This is a genomic window from Flavobacterium sp. LM4 (assembly GCF_002017935.1).
Taxonomy (GTDB): domain Bacteria; phylum Bacteroidota; class Bacteroidia; order Flavobacteriales; family Flavobacteriaceae; genus Flavobacterium; species Flavobacterium chungangense.
Genome location: NZ_MUFW01000003.1, coordinates 433,891 through 453,132, shown reverse-complemented (window position 1 = coordinate 453,132; position 19,242 = coordinate 433,891). Strand labels below are relative to the sequence as shown.

Genomic DNA, 19,242 nt, shown 5'->3' with positions numbered 1-19,242 from the left:
TTTTTTTATAATTTAAATATATTTATTTAAAAAAAGTAAATTTAAATTATAAAGAAAGCACGTATTGTTTTTACCATTTTTATTTTCGGCATATTTTTAACAGGTTGCAAAAATGAATCGGACGATTATACAGAGCCACGCGGAACAGATTATGCGGGCTCTGAAAGTTGTGTTCAGTGTCATCAAAAGCAACACCAAACAGCTATTCACAGTGGTCATTTTAAAGCCTCATTACCTGCTACTAAAGAAAACATTCTAGGATATTTTGCAAATGGCAAAAATACTTTTGTGTATGACAAGAATACTAAAGTAGTCATGGAGGAGCGTAATGATTCCTTTTATCAGGTATTATACAAAAGCGGTAAAGAAATTAAAGCATATCCCTTTGACGTTATTTTCGGGTTCAAACATGCACAAACCAGCGGTTACTGGAAAAACCACCGATTTTATGAGCTACCGATTTCTTATTATAAATCTATAAACAACTGGGCAACAAGTCCTAATTATTCAGCCACCAAACCTGATTTTAACAGAAAAATAATAAAAGAATGTTTTGCATGTCACAGCTCCAATATCGCAAGCAAATATGTGACTACAGCCAGCACCGAAACCTATACTTTTATGGGGATGGAAGTCGATGACTTTATGAACAAAAACACTTTACTTTACGGAATAGATTGCGAACGTTGCCATGGACCGGCAAAAAAACATGTTCAGACGCATTTAAAATTTCCTGATTTAAAGAAAACTAAAAATATGGTATCTTTTAGAAATCTAAACAGGCAGCAAAGAATAGATGCTTGCGGACTATGCCATTCAGGTGGTGATCACACTAAACTAAAATCAAGATTTCAATTTAAACCCGGAGAAAGTCTTTCTGATTATTTTAAAGAGAACCAACGCTCAAAAGACACTTTAAATTATGATGTCCATGGTAATCAATTAGGTTTGCTTTCTCGAAGCAAATGTTTTCAGAAAAGCCAGACTATGGATTGTATTACCTGCCATAATCCTCATCAGGACTCACCGAAAAGCTACATGTCTTATTCTAAAATTTGTATGAGCTGTCATCAAAACGCACAACACAATGCTGTAACCCTAAAAACAATCTCAAAATTGAGGTTAACGAATAATTGTGTGGAATGTCATATGCCAAAACAAGATTCAAAAGCAATTCATTTTCAGCAATCAAATAGTTCAGCTGTTACCAGTTACTCGTTAAGAACACACAAAATAGCTATTTATGCGGCAGCTAAAAAATAATTATTTCTCAAACTTTTGAAGTTCAAATTTTTCACCATCAAAAACACCATAGGTAAAATAGCCAATCCAATCGCCTAAATTTACATATTCAGAGTCTTTACCAACCGGAATAATCATAGGTAGGTGACGGTGTCCGAAGATGAAATAATTATAATGTTTGGTTTCGAGTTTACGTTTGGCGTACAAAACCAGCCATTCGTTCTCTTCACCTAAAAACTTAACATCATCATCTCCGGAAATCAATTTGTTTTTAACTGATAAATATTGCGCCAAACGCACACCAACATCAGGATGCAGCCAACGGAAAAACCATTTAGAAAACGGATTTGTAAAGACCTTTTTCATTCGCTTATAGCCTTTGTCTCCGGGACCTTTTCCGTCGCCGTGACCAATTAAGAAAGTCTTTCCGTTAAAGGTAAATTCTTTATTATCATGATAAACCGGAATATTCAATTCGGTTTCAAAATAATCATTCATCCATAAATCATGGTTTCCAACAAAGAAAAAAATTGGGATTCCGCTATCACGAATTTCGGCCAGCTTTCCAAGAATACGAACAAACCCTTTTGGAACAACCATTTTATATTCGAACCAAAAATCGAATAAATCACCTAATAAAAAAATAGCTTCTGCATCTTCTTTTACCTCATCAAGCCACGCTACAAATTTCTTTTCACGAGGCAAACTCAATTCAGGAGTCGGCGCTCCAAAATGCTGGTCAGAAGCAAAATATATTTTTTTCATTTAGATTTTAGATTGTTAGATCTTAGACTTCTTAGATTTTATAATTCAGTCCTATTTTCATTCTGAACGAAGTCGAAGGGTTGGAATTTGGAAATTAAGAATTGGAATTTTAAAGATTATCAGAAGCGTACCATTCTGCAAATGAAGAGTCGGTTTCCTGAAGTTTTAGTGAGAAAAGTTTAATTCCTGAAGGTAATCTTGCTACAATTCTGGCTGCAAAATCAATTACCATATTTTCACTGGTTGGCTGATAATCGACAAGAATTACATGATGCCCACGATTTTTCAGTTCGTTTGCCAATTCGATATGTGGGGTAGTTTCGTTAAATACAGTGGCATGGTCAAACTGATCGACAATTTCTTCTTTTACAATTTTCTTTAGATCCGAAAAATCGATTACCATTCCGAATTTTACATTTGACCGGTCTGTAATTGGCGAACCAATAACCGTTACCGATAATTTATAACTGTGTCCGTGAACGTTTTTACATTTTCCGTCGTAGCCGTATAAAGCGTGTCCGGTTTCGAAGCTAAATTGTTTTGTAATTCTGATATTACTCATCGGTTGTTTTTTCTGCAAATTTAGCAAATACAAGCGAGAAAAAGTCTTTTAATAGAAAAAGGTCTTATTTAGGGTTTTAGCCCTGATGGTCGAATTGCTCTTGCAATTACCTTTTGTGCCGGGGTTCGGCACAAAAGATATAGCAGACAGCAGGAAATTGCTTCTGAAAAAACTACTTCTTAAATTGCAATAAAGCCTTTTTCGTAAAATCTGACAAAACCAGTTTTCCGGTAATTTTAGCACGCTCGATTAGAATGGATTCCCATTGCTCTGTACCTTCCCAAATAATTTTCTTCATTTCGAATAAAGCCTCAGGATTGTATGAACTTAGTTTTTGAGCAAAATTTTGAACTTCTGTATCCAGATCTTCCGCGTTATGAAGCGACGCAAAAAGTCCGTTTTGTAAGGCCCAGCTTGCCGGTTTCCATTCGTGTGCAGCCAAAGTCATTTCGGTCATTGCTGTTTTTCCAATTTTACGGGAAACGGCCGGCTCAATCACAAACGGGCCAATTCCGATAGCTAATTCCGAAAGTTTCACAGCACTTTCCGGCGTTGCCAGAACATAATCGCAGGTGGCAATAATTCCGACACCACCCCCTACGGCTTTTCCCTGAACACGGCCAATAATAAGTTTTGTACAATTTCGCATTGCATTGAGCAAATGAGCAAAACCGGAGAAAAATTCGGTTCCCTGTTCTTCATTTTGTACGGTCAGAAGTTCGTCAAAGGAGGCGCCTGAACAAAATACTTTCGAACCTTCGCTTTGCAGGACAATTACAGCAATGGTTTCGTTTCTGCTTAACAAATTAATTTCGGCTGTCAATCGATCCAATAATTCACGTGGAAAAGAATTGCTTGCCGGGTGTCCAAACTGAATGGTTGCTACCTTATTTTGAAAGGAAGTTTCTAAACTTCCATTGCTATTTTCTGAACTCATAAAATTAGTTTTAAAAGTAAAGTTACGGTTTTGAAAAATATTTTGCCTGAAACTCTCTTAAATTTGTTTTTTGAAAATTAATTGACTTTATTTGCTTTCGCTATGGGGGATTAGCTCATTTGGCTAGAGCGCTTGCCTGGCAGGCAAGAGGTGGTCGGTTCGAATCCGATATTCTCCACAAAAAAACCGTATTACTCGACTGTAGTACGGTTTTTTACTTTTAAGAAAATCATCTTTCGCTGACATTGTCAAAATCCGGTTCGTCTTCATCCGCTTTTTTAAAGTCATTATTTAAAAGTTCCATTAATTTCTTTTTCTCTTTTTGATTTTTTTTACTTATAAACACAATCAAAACAAAAACGACTACTGCTACAATACCTAAAACTATCCAATTGATTTCCATTACTTTAATTTTTAAATAAAAATAATGTTTTTAAAACTTCATTATATTACCTAAAGGTTAAACATTATAATTGTGTTAAACTGTTTTTTGTTGCCTTTTATATCTGGGCAATTATAATTAAATTGCTATCAAAGATTAAAAGTACAAATTGTATTTTGACTGCATAAATTAATCGTCATGGATTCTGATAAATTTATTTTTTGCCTTGAAGGCGTTTCAGATATAGAAAACAACACGGCTACTGAAGTGGTTAAAAGTCTTGAAAAACTGGCTTTTAATCAGGGTATTTCCAGCATTTATAAAACTTGTGACACGATCGAAGGGCTCGAAGAAAGCCTGAATACTTTGTTATATGACGACCATAATTTTAAAGATTACGAAATAATCTATCTCGTGATGAAAGGCGAACCTAACAATATTTGCCTTCATGACTATTATTATAGTTTAGAAGAAATCGCAGAACTTTTTGAAGGAAAAATGAAAGGTAAAATTCTGCATTTTGCCAATTCAAAAATACTGGATTTAAACGAAGAGGAAGCGCAATATTTTCTGGATATTACCGGCGCAAGAGCTATTTCCGGCTACGGAACAGTGTCTAATAAATTTACCAGTACCGGTTCTGTCGACAAAGCTTTTTTTAAATTATGCCAGGAAGAAGACGATCTTATTGAAATTGTAGAGACCCTTTACGAAAAGCATTACGATCTTTGTAAACTGCTTGATTTTAGATTATATTATTGAATATTTCAGGAGCAGATTATTTAAGTTTTCAAATAGAAATTTTGTCCTGCTGTCCGCTATATCTTTTTCTGTCTAAAGAAGCCATAAAAAGGATACCGCTCCCATCAGGGCTAAGTTAGAGATAATCGATTTTTCAAGAAACTTTAGACATTTACAATAAAAAAGCCCTCATTTACGAGAGCTTTCAATTATATTGTTTCAAATTCAAACCTAAGCCTGATCATCAGTTGTAGCTTCCGGAGCATTAGTTTTTACAGAGGCAATACCGTTATCTCTGGCTGCAGTGCTTTCGTACATTTCGCTTGCGCCGATGATTTGACCGTTTGATGCTTTTAAATTAAAATACGGTTTTCCGCTTGATGACTCTTTTTTATCATACTTTGAATCATCCTGCGAATTCGTTTTTACAGATTCTATTCCGTTTAAACAAGCTGACTTTGTTGAATAACCTTCGCTTGTTAAAATGGTCTGACCGTTGCCGGCCTTTAGATTAAATTGAAATTCTCCGTTGGCTCTCTTGGTAATTACAAATTTTCCCATGCTGATTTTTTTGGTTTAAGTTTAGAAATATTCTTATTGTACTTCTATAAAATTACAAAACTTAGAAATAGAATTTTATGGTTTCCCATAAATTATTGAATTTATAAACTACTTTAGTAAAATACCTAAACGAATCGATCCGTAAAAATAACCTGTATTGGTATTGTGAACAGGATCTTTTAATTCTCTTCCACGATAAATAAAGGAGTAAGATAAATTAAGATTATTATAACGATACTTAAAACCTGCCTCAGCATTAAAACGCAAGGGTTCCAAATCAAAAGTCAACGGGCTTGAGTCATTAAACATACTGCCCTGAATCGTGGCATCATAAAACTGATAATTCACGCTTGGCATTGCATAAAAATAAAACTCCCGAATAGTATACTGTGGTTCAAAACTTACCGATGCATCATGCAAATTAGAATCATAAACCGGCAGTAGCTTCTTAAAACCAAACCGGGCTAAAAATCCTGTAGAAACCCCTGTAGAAATAGTCCCCAAATTCGCTTCTGACTGAAAATGAAAATCTATGAAATCATCATGCTTACCGGCGAATAATTTTTTAGAATATAAAATATGTGCTTGTACAGCCAAAGCATTATGGAGTTGATTTTCCCAGCCATACACTTTTTTATACCCTATAATATGATGAAAACTTTTTTGTGTTTCTTCGCCAAAAGCATTAGGTCCCATATAACCCAGCTGAAAATCTGTTTTTAAAACTGATTCATTTTGGTAAAAAAAGCTACGTCCAACTTCTGCAAAAAGATATCCGGTAAAAGGCCGGTCATTTATCGTAACCGCTTCCTCATTAATAAATCTAGGATTATAAATGTATTGCCCGATTCTGAGTTCAGTAATTTTTTTATTGATTTTCTCATTACTGCTTTTTGACAAAAAACGATAAAAAAGTTCTAGTCCATTGGTATAATACATGTCATTTTTAGACGAAGTATACAAATCATTATCTGTAATAAGCCCAATTTCTTTTGTTTTTCCTTGCCCAAAAGTTAAGGATGTGCCCATTATCAGGAATGCAAAAAAAGCTTTTTTACTTCCCATCATAATTGATTTTTCCAACTGCACGCATTTCACGAACAATTCTTTCTTTTCTTCTAACAATATAACTTGACGATCCTGTAGCTTTAAATTTTCTCGGATTTGGAAGAATTGCTGCAATTCCTGCAGCCTGAATTGGTGTTAAGCTCGAGGCATCACGGCGGTACCAATATTCTGTTGCTGCATAAGCGCCATAAACGCCATCTCCCATTTCGATACTGTTCAGATAGACCTCCATGATACGTTCTTTGCCCCAGATGAGTTCAATTAGAACTGTAAAATAAGCTTCCAGACCTTTACGAAAATAACTCTTTCCCTGCCAAAGAAAAACGTTTTTGGCTGTTTGCTGTGAAATCGTACTTCCTCCACGAATTCTACGGCCACGTTCATTACTTTTATAAGCCTTTTGAAGTGCCTTAAAATCAAATCCGTTGTGATACAAAAAAGTTCCGTCTTCACTGGCGATCACTGCTTTTTGAAGATTCTTCGAAATTTTTTCAATTGGTTCCCAATTATGATCAAAATACACTTCTTTATCTGCCATTTTATTTTCAATTACCCGGATTACCATAAGTGGTGTAAAGAACACCGGGACATATTTGAAAATAACAACTGACGCAATCGAAACCCCGAAAAACCATAAAGCAGCTTTGATGAAAAACCATTTTATTTTTTGCACTAAATTACGATTTGACTTTTTAGAAACCGGTTTAGATTTACCTGTGGTTGCTTTTTTTTGTATTGGTTTTTTGGTTGCCATTATATTGAATTCTATTTATTAATTGCACCATCCAAACTAGAGCTTACAATTATTTTTTTATCACTTTAAAAATTTCTTTCTTTTCTTCACTTTTTAAAACAATTAAATACAAACCAGCTGAAAATCGTTTAAAATCGACCGATATTTTTGAATCTGAATATTTATTCTCAAAAAGCAATTGTCCGTTTACATCATAAACTTCTAAATTCGAAATTATTGAATTACTTTCTATATTTAAAATATTTTCTACTGGATTTGGATAATATTTAAAATCTGTCGTTATATTTTTATCAACCGATAAACTTTCAACCGTTTTAGCAAAGCTAAGATTGTCTAAATAGGCATTATCACCTAAATAAGATTTTCCGATATGCTGCAGTGAAATTCTAATTTCTGAACCTACATACGGAGTTAAGTCAAACAAATATTTTTCAAAATTATCTCCACTATTTTTTTCGGGTTTTATTATTTCACCTAAAACGTTACCGTTTACAACAACCCTAAACATCGATTCGGTATTACTGTTAACAAAAGTCTGTTTCAACACAAAACTCATAAACAAGGAAGTAGCTTTTGTAGCATCTACTTTTGTGTTAACTTTTGTAATGCTCCTTTGGTTTAATTCCCAAACCGAAACTGAATTTTCTGCTGTTTTCCCGGAAACAGAGTTATTTGAAGCAGTTACCCACTCATCAGAACTGCTATTCCCTTTCATCACAACAATTTTATTATTGATGGATTGACTATCAGATTCAACATCGATATAAGAATTTGTAGTCTCTTCTAAAATTACATCATCTGAAATTTCATTTTGAAAATCATAAACAGTTAATGCTTTATTTCCATCTACAGCTGCTTTATACCCCTCCTTTAATTCAAATTTATCTGCCACTAAATTAGGAGCACCGGGGTTTGAAAAATTCATCAAAAAACTGTAATCACCAGAAATCATAGGAGTAAAGTAATAGGAAAGATCAGTATAATTATATTCTGTAAGTCTACCTGAGCCCGATGTTGATATATTTGTCTCCATATTGTAGTCGTTCTGTCCTCTACCCACAGAAAGACCGACTCCCTGCGTTCTGTACTCGTAACTATTTCTGGCTTTTAAACTAAATTTATATGTTGTGCCGGCAGTCAGAAAAAACATTGGCGTCATCAATTCTGTGCGATGACTCCCTCTTATATGCAAATAACTTGTATCATCATATCCGGTACGTATATAATCTGGGCCATAACTATAATAATTATCTGAAACAGCAGTCTTTTCTAAGGTCAGATCTCCATACAAGAGCTTAAAGCAGTCCGGCAATACATTTGCCCCATAATTTTCTAAATTGCTAAAGTTTTCCATCCACGGCAGTGATTTACCTTTGCAGGTAGTTTCAATTTTCTTTGGTCCCACCACAATCGAATTTCCAGAATCACAAACTGTTTTTAGATAAAACTGATAGGAAGTTCCTTCTTCTAAATTAGAAATCTTAATTTCATTTGTATTGGCAACAGCAATTTTACCTGTTCCGGGAATAAAACCTGTCAGGCCATATTCTATCTCGACCTTTTCTGATGTTTTATTTTTAGAAGTCCAGTTTATTTGCAATGATTCACTATTTATATTTGAAAACACAACATCAACAGGATCCTTGCATGACAAAGTCTGATCGTAATAAATATCGTCAATTAAAACCCGATTGGTTCCTTGAAATTCTAAATTCTCGGCTACAAATCGAAAAGCGATTTGTTTATTAGCTCCTTTGTATTCAGAAAAATCAACGTTTATCTCTTTTCCGTATACAGGGAGATTTCGTAATTCTTCTAATGAAATATATTGATAAGGTTCAAAAGTACTTATATCAATAGGGTTCTTAATAGTTCCAATAATTAAGTTAGCAAATTTCAAATCGGCAGCAGTTATTTGCTGATTAAGCCAAAATTTAATTTTTTTATTTTGATCAAAATCATCTAAATAAGGCGATACCAAAAGTGCAGTTTCCTCATTGTTTTGAAGATAAAAGACATTTGGTCCGCTATTTATATTTGGTAAATAATATTCGTAGAGCTGAGTATCAAGAAAACTATTTTTAGTCCAGCAAAAATTAGGAATTTCATTAGACAGCGGATATTGATCAAAATTCTCAATAAACGGCGCTTTTTCTGTGCATCCAATTTTAAAGGTATAACGATCTGACCATTCACTTACTATTGCTTTTTCGCAATATGCCCGCACCCGATAGTCGTAGATTCCTGGCGCTAAACCTGTCAAATTATAAGGGTTAGTATTTACATTGACAAGAGTTCCCTGACCATCTGCAAAACCTTTTGGTCCATATTCTATATCCCAGCTTTCTGATGCTTTTTTTGTATTATTATCTCTCCAATCCAAAGAAGCGCTATCAGATCCTGATTGTCTGGCACCTAATAGTCCTGATCTTGGGCATTCATTTTGAACATATTCAAAATCATCAATATAAAAGTAATCCAATCGCTGATTTTTGGAACTATGTTTGAAACCAACAAACTTATCTGTTCCGTAGTAATCTGAAAACTCTATTTCATATTTGATCCACTTATCATTATTTTCGACAGGAACAGTTAAAACCTTATAGGTCGTAAACGTATTATAATCTCTAGGATCAGCTAATGTACCGATGGTAACTTCTATTGGTTTTTTTGAAATTACTGCTCTGGTTTTTAACCAAAAAACAATTTTTTTATAGTGGTCAAGATCTTTCAGCCTTGGTGATACTAATACAACACGGTCAGCATCCTCACCTGTACCAGCCGGAAAAGGATCATCTGTTTCGTTGGTCACACAAATAGATTTGGTACCACTATGTATCAAAGTTCCCGCATTCCCCTTTATTTCAGAAATGTAGCGATTTTTATTATACCATCTTTGATTAAAGTATGGTACTATTCTGGTCCAGCATCCTGTCTTTTCAAAAGAAACATTTTCAAAACCGTCAGTGTAACCGGCCGTAAAACCTTCACAATTTGTTCTAAAGTATCCCCTATCTGACCATGGGCTGTAATTACTCCCACATTTAGAACGCACATAAAAGTCATAATCAGTTCCCCCTAATATCGATTCTGTAATTTTAAAAGGATAACCCGTTGCCGTAACAATTGTTCCTTTTCCATGCTCAAAACCTTTTGGTCCATATTCGACCTGCCATTCTGAGGCTGGTTTATAGTTATCCCATTTTACTATTGCAAAATCATATCCAAAATCGACTGTCGCTGGGTTTAGGGGTTCATTACAAGAAGGAGCTTTCTCATATATAAAATCATCAATATTAAATTGTGATTTACCTTCATTATTATACCTAATTGCAATGTAATGATGATTATTGCTTTTTATATAATTATCTAAATAAACGGTATGCTCTTTCCATTCTGAAGATTTGTTATCATTTTGAAGCTCATTCATTTCTGAAGGCAAAATCGACTTTAAGGCTACAAATGTTGAGGCATCTTTAGGGTCAGACATTGTCCCAATTGTAAGACTTGTACGGTTATATGTTTCCTCACTACTATAAGTTATCAAACTAAATTTTATTCTTTTATCAGCATCTAAATCTCCAATATATGGCGTTATAAGATAAGCTTTGTCTACATTTAAAGTCCCTACAAAATTCGACATTCTAATGCTTGCCTCACCTGTTTTAGCTATAAGTTTTGGTGTTTCGCCCAAATTTTCCATGCTAGATCTTACTAAGCAATTATTTTCAATTGTACTCCAGCAGGGATCAACATATTTTGCACCTTCAAACGAAGTACTGTAATATGTGGAAATTACTGTACAAGGAGTTTTAAAACTAATCGTTTTTGTCCAGTTAGAATATAAATCATCAATACAATGAGCCCTTACTTTAATTTCATAATCTGTATTCCCAATTAAATTTGTTAAAGTATAAGAACTGCCCTGGAACTTTACAATTTCGGTCGTACGACGAGCAACATTGGTTAAACTAATTTCATAATCATTTTGATTTTGAGAATCAAAATTTATCTGAGCCGAATTCTGTTCTACATTTGTCAGCGAAAAATTAGTCAGATCATAACAATTCGAAGCCGTTTCGTAGCTAAAATCATCAATAGTTATCTCCTCATTGGCACCATAATATTTTCTTTTAAATAAAAACACAATATATTGATCATCGCCCTTATAATTATTAAAATAAACTGTTTTCTGATTCCAGCCATAGCCCTGTGTAGTTTCTGGACGTGAAAGCAAATGAAAAGTACTTAGATCATTTGGGTTTGTCATTGTTCCAACGAGCAATTCGCTGTCACTACCATAGCCATAAGTCCAAAATTTTATTTTTCGGTCAGTTGCCAAATCATTAAATTTTGGAGATACTAAAGCTATTTCAGAACCAGTAGCATAATTATAATTTGTCATGCTCATTGAAAATCCTGGTTTATTACTCTCACTATGATTGTCCTGGCTCGGATAGATTCCTGCAGTGCTGGAAGAATTTTTATAAATTAATCCCCTCCATTCTAATTTTGTTTCACTTTGAGTATCAAAATTTGTAGTATATCCTACTGAAAAAAATTTATCACTTGTTGGAAAAATTGTTTTTACCGAGGACCAATCTGTCCACACAAGATTATTGTTGGTTAAATATCTTTGTCTGACTCTAAAATCATAGCCATATAAAGGATTTACGGTAAATCTATAAAAGTGAATGCCTGAAACACTTCTAACGGTACCTTGTCCGGATTTAAAACCAATTGGACCGTATTCAAATTGCCATTCATAAGTTGACATAAAGTCATAATCATTAAATGTAACCTCAACATCTCCGGTATAAGAAACGGTAACACTAAAATTAGGTTCTGCAATTTTGGTTTCGGCAATTGGGTTTGCTCGTAAAAAAAGTAGGTTAAAAATAGAAAAAAGAACAACAAGTGTAGTTTTTTGCATGTTTGGGATTTTTTTTAGTTAGTGGTTTCGTTTAAACGTGTTATATTAAATCTGCTAATTCTGTTCCTATCAAACTTCCTATTGCTACTCCCATTCCACCCAAACGCACTCCGCAAAAGACATTTTCTGATAACTGCGTAACGATTGGATTCTTACTATTTCCAATCCCCATTATACCGCTCCACCAATGTTCAATTTGAAAATTTTGATGTGGCAAAATTACATTAATAAGTAAATTCTCCAATTTATTTTGAATAATTTTTGTCTGACCAAATTCTGTTGTGTTTTCTGCTGCAAAATCCAGATTTCTACCACCTCCTAATAAAATTCTATTTCCGATATTTCTAAAATAATAATAACCCCGATCGAGATGAAAAGTTCCCTTGATATCCAAGCCTTCAATTGGTTTTGTTATTAAAACTTGAGCACGAGCAGGTCTTACAGCTCCATTTGTCAAAGATTCTGCAAAACCATTATTAGCGAAAAGTATTTTTTTAGAACTAAAACTAAAATCATTCAGTACAACTTCAACATGGTTTCCGGCATCAGTATAAGAAGTTACGGTTTGCTGATTCAGGATTAAAATATTGGCAGCGACAGCCTGTTTTAGCAATTCCTGCATCATATTTCCAGTATCAATCTGCGCTTCAAAAGGATTAAAAATTAAATACTCCTGAATATTTTCAAACCCAAAACGGTCTACTTCTTTGGTAAAAACCTCTGCTTTAAAAAGTGGTTTTAAAATTTCATTAATAAAAGGCAATCTGTTCACGCATTCATTAAAACCAAATTCATCCTCTTTCAAAAACAATTCATAACCACCGTAAGGCCTGAAATCTATTACATCATCCCCAAGCCTTTTTCGAAGCAGTTGCAAACCCTGTCAGCGTTTTTGAATTAGCTGTACTACATCTTCTTCTGTATGTGTTTTTAAGTCATCCATAATTTCAGAAATACTTCCAAAACAGGCAAAACCTGCATTTTTGGTACTGGCTCCTTGTGGTAACATTCCTTTTTCCAATACGAGAATTTTTGCCGTTGGGAATCTTTCGCGTAAGCGCAATCCGGCATGCAAACCTACAATGCCGCTTCCAACTATGGTATAATCTACGTTCGTAAACCAATTTTTAAGTTCCCAATAACTTAATTCCATCACCTCAATTTTTTATAAAAATAATGATTTTTTGTGCCAAAAAATAAATTCCAAATCTGAAATTCCAAATCCCAAACTTAATTTTAAATTTATTCATGACAAAAAAACTCTTACTGTAGTTTTTTGAAATTTGAATTTAAGAACCAGCATTTAAACTCCTAAACTTTAACAATTATATAGTATTTGAAATTTAACTAATCGGAACTGAAATGTTGTATTTTTAGCACCATAAAAAAATAAAATTTTTATTATGAAAAAAGTATTATTTATAACCTTAATAATGATGAGTTTAAACGCTATCGGGCAAAATGTAATGTCGCAGGAATTACTATGGAAATTAGGAAGAGTAACACCACTTGGAATTTCAAAAGATGCTAAAAATATTGTTTTTAAGGTTTCGACCCCTTCTGTCGAAGAAAACAAATCACATTCTAAATTTTATGTTCTCCCGGTAAACGGAGGAAATGCAACTGAAATTAAAGACACTAAAGAAATTCTGGCCGACAAAAACATTTCGCCAGACGGAAAATATCTGGTGTATAATGAAGAAGTAAAACTGGAAAAAGTGTTAGGAAAAGATTTCTATCCAAATCTTGACAAAGCGGAGGCCCAAATTTATAATGGCCTGGATTATCGCCATTGGGATACCTGGAACGAAGGGAAATTTAATCATGTTTTTTATAAAGAAAACAAAGACGGCGCAAAAGGAATTGACATTTTAAAAGGTGAAAATTTTGACAGCCCTCAAAAACCTTTTGGAGGTGACGAAGATTATATCTGGTCTCCGGACAGCAAAAGCATTTTGTATGTGTGCAAGAAAAAAGCCGGAACTGAATATGCTATTTCTACAAATACAAATATTTACGAGTACAATTTAGAAACCCAAAAAACAGTAAACAGAACTGAGGACAATTTGGGTTACGATACGGCCCCGCAATTTTCTCCAACAGGAAATTTATCGTGGCTGCAAATGAAACGTGACGGTTACGAGTCTGATAAAAATGATATTATTGTTGAGTTTAAAGGAATCAAACAAAACTTAACCGCAAACTGGGATGGAACTGTAGATAATTTTATCTGGAGCAAGGATGGTAAAAATGTATATTTTACAGCTCCGGTTGATGGAACCAAACAGCTTTTTATTGTCAATTTTCCGGGAGTAACCCGAATTGCAATTACAGTTCGTCAATTGACAAATGGTGATTTTGACGTAAATGACTTAGTTGGTTTCTCTGGTGATGACATTATTGCAACGCGATCTGATATGAATCACGCTTCTGAAATTTATTCTTTTAATTTGAAGAAAAACACCTGGAAGCAATTATCAAACATTAACACAGAAACATACAAAACGTTAGCCCTGAGCAAAACCGAAAAGCGTTATGTGATTACAACTGACGGTAAAAAAATGCTGGTTTGGGTAATTTTGCCTCCCAATTTTGACGCTTCAAAAAAATATCCAACTTTATTGTTCTGTCAGGGAGGACCTCAAAGTCCGTTGACACAATCATATTCTTTCCGTTGGAATTTCTCTTTAATGGCTGCGAAAGGTTATGTGGTTGTAGCGCCAAACCGTCGTGGAATGCCGGGTCATGGTATAGAATGGAACGAGCAGATCAGCAAAGACTGGGGCGGTCAGGTTATGGATGATTACCTGTCTGCTATTGATGATGTTGCCAAAGAAAACTACGTTGACAAAAGCCGTTTAGGATGTGTGGGCGCAAGCTATGGAGGATATTCTGTATTTTATTTAGCCGGAATTCACAAAAACCGATTTAAGACATTCATTGCTCACGATGGCGTTTTTAATACACAAAGCATGTTTGGCACTACCGAAGAAGTTTTCTTTAATAACTGGGATTTTGGCGGTGCTTACTGGGAAAAAGATAATGCGGTTGCACAAAAAAGCTACACAACATTTAATCCGGCAACTTTGGTTGGAAACTGGAACAAGCCTATTTTAATTGTTCAGGGCGGAAAAGATTTTCGTGTACCAATCGGGCAAAGTCAGGAGGCTTTTCAGGCAGCACAGTTAAGGGGCATAAAAAGCCGTTTACTCTATTTTCCTGATGAAAACCACTGGGTCTTAAAGCCTCAGAATGCACAGGTTTGGCAAAACGAATTTTTTAAATGGTTAGACGAAACACTTTAATTAAAAAACTAAATTAGAACTGGCCACAGATTTATAGTCTGTGGTCTTTTTTTTTAGGAAAGTTTGGCTTTTTAAAACAGATAATATTAAATAAATTGCAGTAATCATTTCAAAAAAGCTACACTAACAATTTATGGAAAGTAAAAAAAGCTACATGCCCATCAAGGTTCTCTTTAGTTATGCTGCATTACTGGCACTTGTTGTTACCGTAGGATGGTTTTTATATTCTGAAAATGTAGTATACAATAAATTAGAAAATAAAATTGCCCATGAAAAAACCAAAATATTACGGGTAAGCAAACTTTTTTCGAATGTATATAAAACAGAAAGTTTGGCCCGAAAGACAATTCAGACCAACTCTGAAAAAGATTTCAAAAGTTATTTGATTGAAACTGATTCTTTACGTTCCCGAATAGACACTCTAAAACAAATTGTTACAACAGAATATCAAAAAGTTTTATTGGATAGCGTAACTTACTTATTATCTGAAAAAACAGAAAACATCAGACAATTAAAAACCATAAAAAACAAAGCCGAAGATGAAGTTTCTGTAAACACTGCTATTGATGAAATTACCAAAATGGAGTTTAAACTACGAAAACTGGAACTTCAGGATTTTACCAAAAGTCCGAATGATCTAGGGAGTTATCAACGAAATGTTTTGCAAAAATACGTTGATTACCTCAATCAGAATATTCCGGATGACAGCACGAATACTTTAAGCAAACAAGCTTCTGATTCGATTTTGGCCAATTCAAAAAAACTTCTGAGCGATGTAAAACAAAAAGCCGAAAAGAAAAAAGAATCTTTAAATTTCGAAGAAAACAAACTGCTTAAAAACGAAATTGCCATTTCTGAACAACTTCGAAAAGTGCTTCGGATTATTGAGCGGGAAATTATCATCAACTCAATAAAAAACAATTCACTAAAAGAAAAATCTCTTAAAAAAGTGAACGAAATTGTTACCGCTTCGGCCATTATCGGTTTATTACTTACGGTAGTCTTCTCGATTATAATTGTAAGCGATTATTCAAAATCGCAATTGTATAAAAAGCAGTTAGAAATTGCCAATTTTAAAACCAAAAACCTGCTTAAAAGCCGGGAACAGCTAATCTCGACAGTAAGTCATGATTTAAAAACACCTTTGAGTACCATTGTAGGGTATTCAGAACTTTTGGGAAATTCTGATGTTACTACCAAACAATCCTACTTTATCAAAAATATCAAGAATTCCTCTGAATATATTACTCAATTGGTCCAGGATCTATTGGATTTTTCTCAAATTGAAGCCGGAAAAATCACAATTGAGAAAGTTCCTTTTTTGTTACCTGAAATCATTGATGAAGTGGCTAAAAACATTCAGACTGTTTACAAACAAAAAAATATCGACCTTATTATCAATGCTGATGAAAAACTGAGCACAAAAATCGTTGGAGATCCGTTTCGCTTAAAACAAATTTTGAGCAACATTATCGGGAATGCCTATAAATTTACTGAAGAAGGTTTTATAAAAATTAGTGCTTATGTAGCCGAAGGTAATGACTTTTTTACAATTACTATTGAAGATTCAGGAATTGGAATTGAGAAAGAAGACCAGAAATTAGTTTTTGAAGAATTTGCTCAGGCAAATGAAAACATCGAAAAAAAATATGGCGGAACTGGTTTGGGACTGGCTATTTGTCAAAAAATAATTTCGATTTTAGGTGGAAAATTAAACCTTAAAAGTACGTTTGGAGAAGGAAGTACTTTTAAAATTACACTTCCACTGTTATTCGATTCAAGTGTAAGTTTAACAGAAACTAAATCAGAAGAAATTATTCCGATTTCTAAAAACTTAACTTTTATTGTTGTTGATGACGACATCAATTTATTGAATTTAACCAGTACTGTATTAAAACAGCAAAATCATCAGGTATTCTCCTTTACACATGCTACAAAAGCTTTAGAATCAATTCAAAACACTGATTTTGATTTTATAATTACTGATATTCAAATGCCCGAAGTTGATGGTTTTTTGTTTATTGAAAAATTAAAACAAGAAACCAATTCATTTTATAAAGGTCAACCCATTATTGCTATAACCGGACGAACAGATTTAGATTTTTATGTCTATTCAAAAGCTGGTTTTTCAACTGTGATAAAAAAACCATATTCTCCAAAAATTCTGCTTGAAACTATCCAGCGTGTTTTAGACAACAATATTCTTTCTGATAAAATTGTAAAAACTAAAAAGGAATTATCTTCAAAATCGTATTCTTTAACATCTTTAAAAGAGTTTTTGGGAAATGATAATGATGCTTCGAAAGAGTTTATAGAATCATTTATAGAAAGCACAAAGCTCAATTTAAGCGCTTTGAAAAATGCCGTGCAAGAAAAAAATATATCCGAAATAAATTCAATTGCACACCGGATAGCCCCTATGTTCAGACAGATTCAGGCAGATGAAATTGGAGAAATTTTAAAAACACTGGAACAAAATAATTTAGATAATTCAGAACTAGATTCTCTTTATAATAATTTAAAAGTCAAAATCGATTTACTTTTTGAAACTTTAAAAAAGGAAAATTTTTAATCGATATTATATTGTTTCAATTTATTGTAAAGTGTTTTTCGGGTTATTTTCAAAAGCTTTGCTGCTTCTGATTTATTGTTTTGAGTTCTGGATAAAGCATGAATGATAGCTTCTTTTTCATTATCTGATAAGGAAAAACTACCGGAATTACTTTGTTTTTCTATCTGAAAAAACTCAATAGGCAAAACATCACTTTCAATGAAGTCTCCCTGAGATAAAAGTGTGGCTCGTTTGATGCAGTTTTGAAGTTCACGGAGATTTCCAGGCCAGCTATATTTTTGAAAAATAGCCACTACTTCCGGTGAGAATCCGATAATATCTTTGTTTAACTGATGATTTGCTTTGTCTAAAAAATAATCTGCAAAAACCATCAAATCTTCTCCTCTGTCTGTTAATGAAGGAGACTGAATAGAAAATTCATTAATACGGTGATATAAATCTTCACGGAAATCGCCATTTTTTACAGCTTCACGCAAATCCTCGTTAGTTGCTGTAATAATTCGAATATCAACATTGATTTCCTTATTGCTGCCAACCGGTTTTATTTTTCTTTCCTGAAGTGCTCTCAGCAATTGAATCTGATTCTCATAAGAAAGATTTCCAATTTCGTCCAAAAAAAGGGTTCCTCCATTTGCTGCTTCAAAATAACCGGTTTTATCACTGATTGCTCCTGTAAAAGATCCTTTTAAATGTCCAAAAAATTCACTGGCAGCCAACTCTTTCGGAATAGCACCACAGTCAACAGCGATGAAATTATTGTTTTTACGATGGCTTTGCTGATGGATACTTTTAGCGATAATCTCTTTTCCGGTTCCGCTTTCACCAATAATTAAAACAGACATATCGGTAGGACTGACCAATTTAATATGTTCTAACAATTTTTTTGAGGCAACAGAAATTCCTCGTACAAATTCGTTATCAGAAGAAACCTCTTTTGTTGGAATTCTTTTTTCTTTTACTATTTCTTTTTGAGCCGGTACGGTTTGCAATGCATTTGTAATAACCAGTAAAACCTCATCGGGATTAAACGGCTTCGAGATGTAATCAGAAGCTCCATTTTTTATTGCTTTTACGGCTGTATTTACATCTGAATAGCCTGTCATAAGCACAACAGGAATTTGAGGATGCGAAATCTTAAATTCGGTCATCAAAACAATACCATCAGCATCAGGTAAACGAAGATCCATCAAAATTAAATCAAAGGATTCTTTTTTGACACACAATCTCGCTTCCTCTGCTGAAAAAGCAATGGTTACCTCGTATGCTCTCTTTATCAGAAATTTTTCTAATAATTTGCAGAATGAAATATCGTCTTCGATTAATAATATCTTTAGCATCGCTTTTTGGGACTTTTTTGCTAAAATACCACTATTAATACAGTATTTTCACAAAATTTTGCAAAAAAAAGAGATTGCCATGA

13 protein-coding genes, 1 tRNA gene and 1 pseudogene are annotated in these 19,242 nt (G+C 33.8%); 5 read left to right on the top strand and 10 right to left on the bottom strand.

What is annotated here, in order from left to right; all coding sequences use genetic code 11:
- Nucleotides 1-288 precede the first annotated feature (288 nt).
- A complete protein-coding gene (locus BXU10_RS19370) occupies nucleotides 289-1,263 on the top strand; it encodes a cytochrome c3 family protein (protein WP_223255512.1) in 975 nt (324 codons plus the stop codon).
- Here the strand turns inward: BXU10_RS19370 and BXU10_RS19365 are convergent, their stop codons facing one another.
- The 3 genes from BXU10_RS19365 to BXU10_RS19355 form a co-directional block, all read right to left on the bottom strand.
- Nucleotides 1,264-2,007: a UDP-2,3-diacylglucosamine diphosphatase gene (locus tag BXU10_RS19365; protein WP_078229163.1), complete on the bottom strand. Its 744-nt coding sequence runs from the start codon at nucleotides 2,005-2,007 to the stop codon at nucleotides 1,264-1,266.
- 109 nt (nucleotides 2,008-2,116) lie between these two features.
- Nucleotides 2,117-2,569 (bottom strand): 6-carboxytetrahydropterin synthase, encoded by a 453-nt coding sequence (locus BXU10_RS19360; protein ID WP_031455188.1) that lies wholly within the window; start codon nucleotides 2,567-2,569, stop codon nucleotides 2,117-2,119.
- Nucleotides 2,570-2,741: 172 nt separating this feature from the next.
- Nucleotides 2,742-3,506, bottom strand: a complete 765-nt coding sequence (locus BXU10_RS19355; RefSeq protein WP_078229162.1) for an enoyl-CoA hydratase/isomerase family protein — start codon at nucleotides 3,504-3,506, stop codon at nucleotides 2,742-2,744.
- 104 nt (nucleotides 3,507-3,610) lie between these two features.
- Between BXU10_RS19355 and BXU10_RS19350 the strand changes: the two genes are divergently transcribed.
- Nucleotides 3,611-3,684 (top strand) — tRNA-Ala (locus BXU10_RS19350).
- A gap of 51 nt (nucleotides 3,685-3,735) precedes the next feature.
- Here the strand turns inward: BXU10_RS19350 and BXU10_RS25065 are convergent.
- Nucleotides 3,736-3,909, bottom strand: coding sequence for a hypothetical protein (locus BXU10_RS25065; RefSeq protein ID WP_180908582.1), 174 nt, complete (start codon nucleotides 3,907-3,909; stop codon nucleotides 3,736-3,738).
- Between the two features lie 177 nt (nucleotides 3,910-4,086).
- On the opposite strand from BXU10_RS25065, the gene BXU10_RS19345 reads away from it, so the two are divergent.
- Nucleotides 4,087-4,650 carry a DUF6642 family protein gene (locus BXU10_RS19345; protein WP_078229161.1) on the top strand — a complete coding sequence of 188 codons (564 nt, stop codon included), beginning with the start codon at nucleotides 4,087-4,089 and terminating at the stop codon, nucleotides 4,648-4,650.
- Nucleotides 4,651-4,860: 210 nt separating this feature from the next.
- Here the strand turns inward: BXU10_RS19345 and BXU10_RS19340 are convergent, their stop codons facing one another.
- The 5 genes and pseudogenes from BXU10_RS19340 to BXU10_RS19320 form a co-directional block, all read right to left on the bottom strand.
- Complete coding sequence (locus BXU10_RS19340) at nucleotides 4,861-5,190, bottom strand: YegP family protein (protein WP_078229160.1); 330 nt, start codon at nucleotides 5,188-5,190, stop codon at nucleotides 4,861-4,863.
- A 108-nt stretch (nucleotides 5,191-5,298) separates the two neighbouring features.
- The gene (locus tag BXU10_RS19335; protein WP_369803421.1) at nucleotides 5,299-6,279 is read right to left on the bottom strand and encodes a lipid A deacylase LpxR family protein; all 981 of its coding nucleotides are present in this window, start codon (nucleotides 6,277-6,279) and stop codon (nucleotides 5,299-5,301) included.
- Nucleotides 6,245-7,012: a monofunctional biosynthetic peptidoglycan transglycosylase gene (mtgA, locus tag BXU10_RS19330; protein WP_078229159.1), complete on the bottom strand. Its 768-nt coding sequence runs from the start codon at nucleotides 7,010-7,012 to the stop codon at nucleotides 6,245-6,247. Before mtgA ends, BXU10_RS19335 begins: the two co-directional genes overlap by 35 nt.
- 49 nt (nucleotides 7,013-7,061) lie before the next feature.
- On the bottom strand, nucleotides 7,062-11,945 hold the full coding sequence (locus BXU10_RS19325) for a choice-of-anchor J domain-containing protein (RefSeq protein WP_078229158.1): 4,884 nt from the start codon (nucleotides 11,943-11,945) through the stop codon (nucleotides 7,062-7,064).
- Nucleotides 11,946-11,985: 40 nt separating this feature from the next.
- A pseudogene (locus BXU10_RS19320) lies at nucleotides 11,986-13,098 on the bottom strand (NAD(P)/FAD-dependent oxidoreductase).
- 250 nt (nucleotides 13,099-13,348) lie between these two features.
- Here BXU10_RS19320 and BXU10_RS19315 point away from each other — a divergent pair.
- On the top strand, nucleotides 13,349-15,250 hold the full coding sequence (locus BXU10_RS19315; protein WP_078229157.1) for a S9 family peptidase: 1,902 nt from the start codon (nucleotides 13,349-13,351) through the stop codon (nucleotides 15,248-15,250).
- A gap of 133 nt (nucleotides 15,251-15,383) precedes the next feature.
- Nucleotides 15,384-17,822 carry an ATP-binding protein gene (locus BXU10_RS19310; RefSeq protein WP_078229156.1) on the top strand — a complete coding sequence of 813 codons (2,439 nt, stop codon included), beginning with the start codon at nucleotides 15,384-15,386 and terminating at the stop codon, nucleotides 17,820-17,822.
- On the opposite strand, the gene BXU10_RS19305 is transcribed toward BXU10_RS19310, so the two are convergent.
- Nucleotides 17,819-19,159 carry a sigma-54 dependent transcriptional regulator gene (locus BXU10_RS19305; RefSeq protein ID WP_078229155.1) on the bottom strand — a complete coding sequence of 447 codons (1,341 nt, stop codon included), beginning with the start codon at nucleotides 19,157-19,159 and terminating at the stop codon, nucleotides 17,819-17,821. The two genes, BXU10_RS19310 and BXU10_RS19305, sit on opposite strands and share 4 nt — an antisense overlap.
- Between the last annotated feature and the right edge of the window lie 83 nt (nucleotides 19,160-19,242).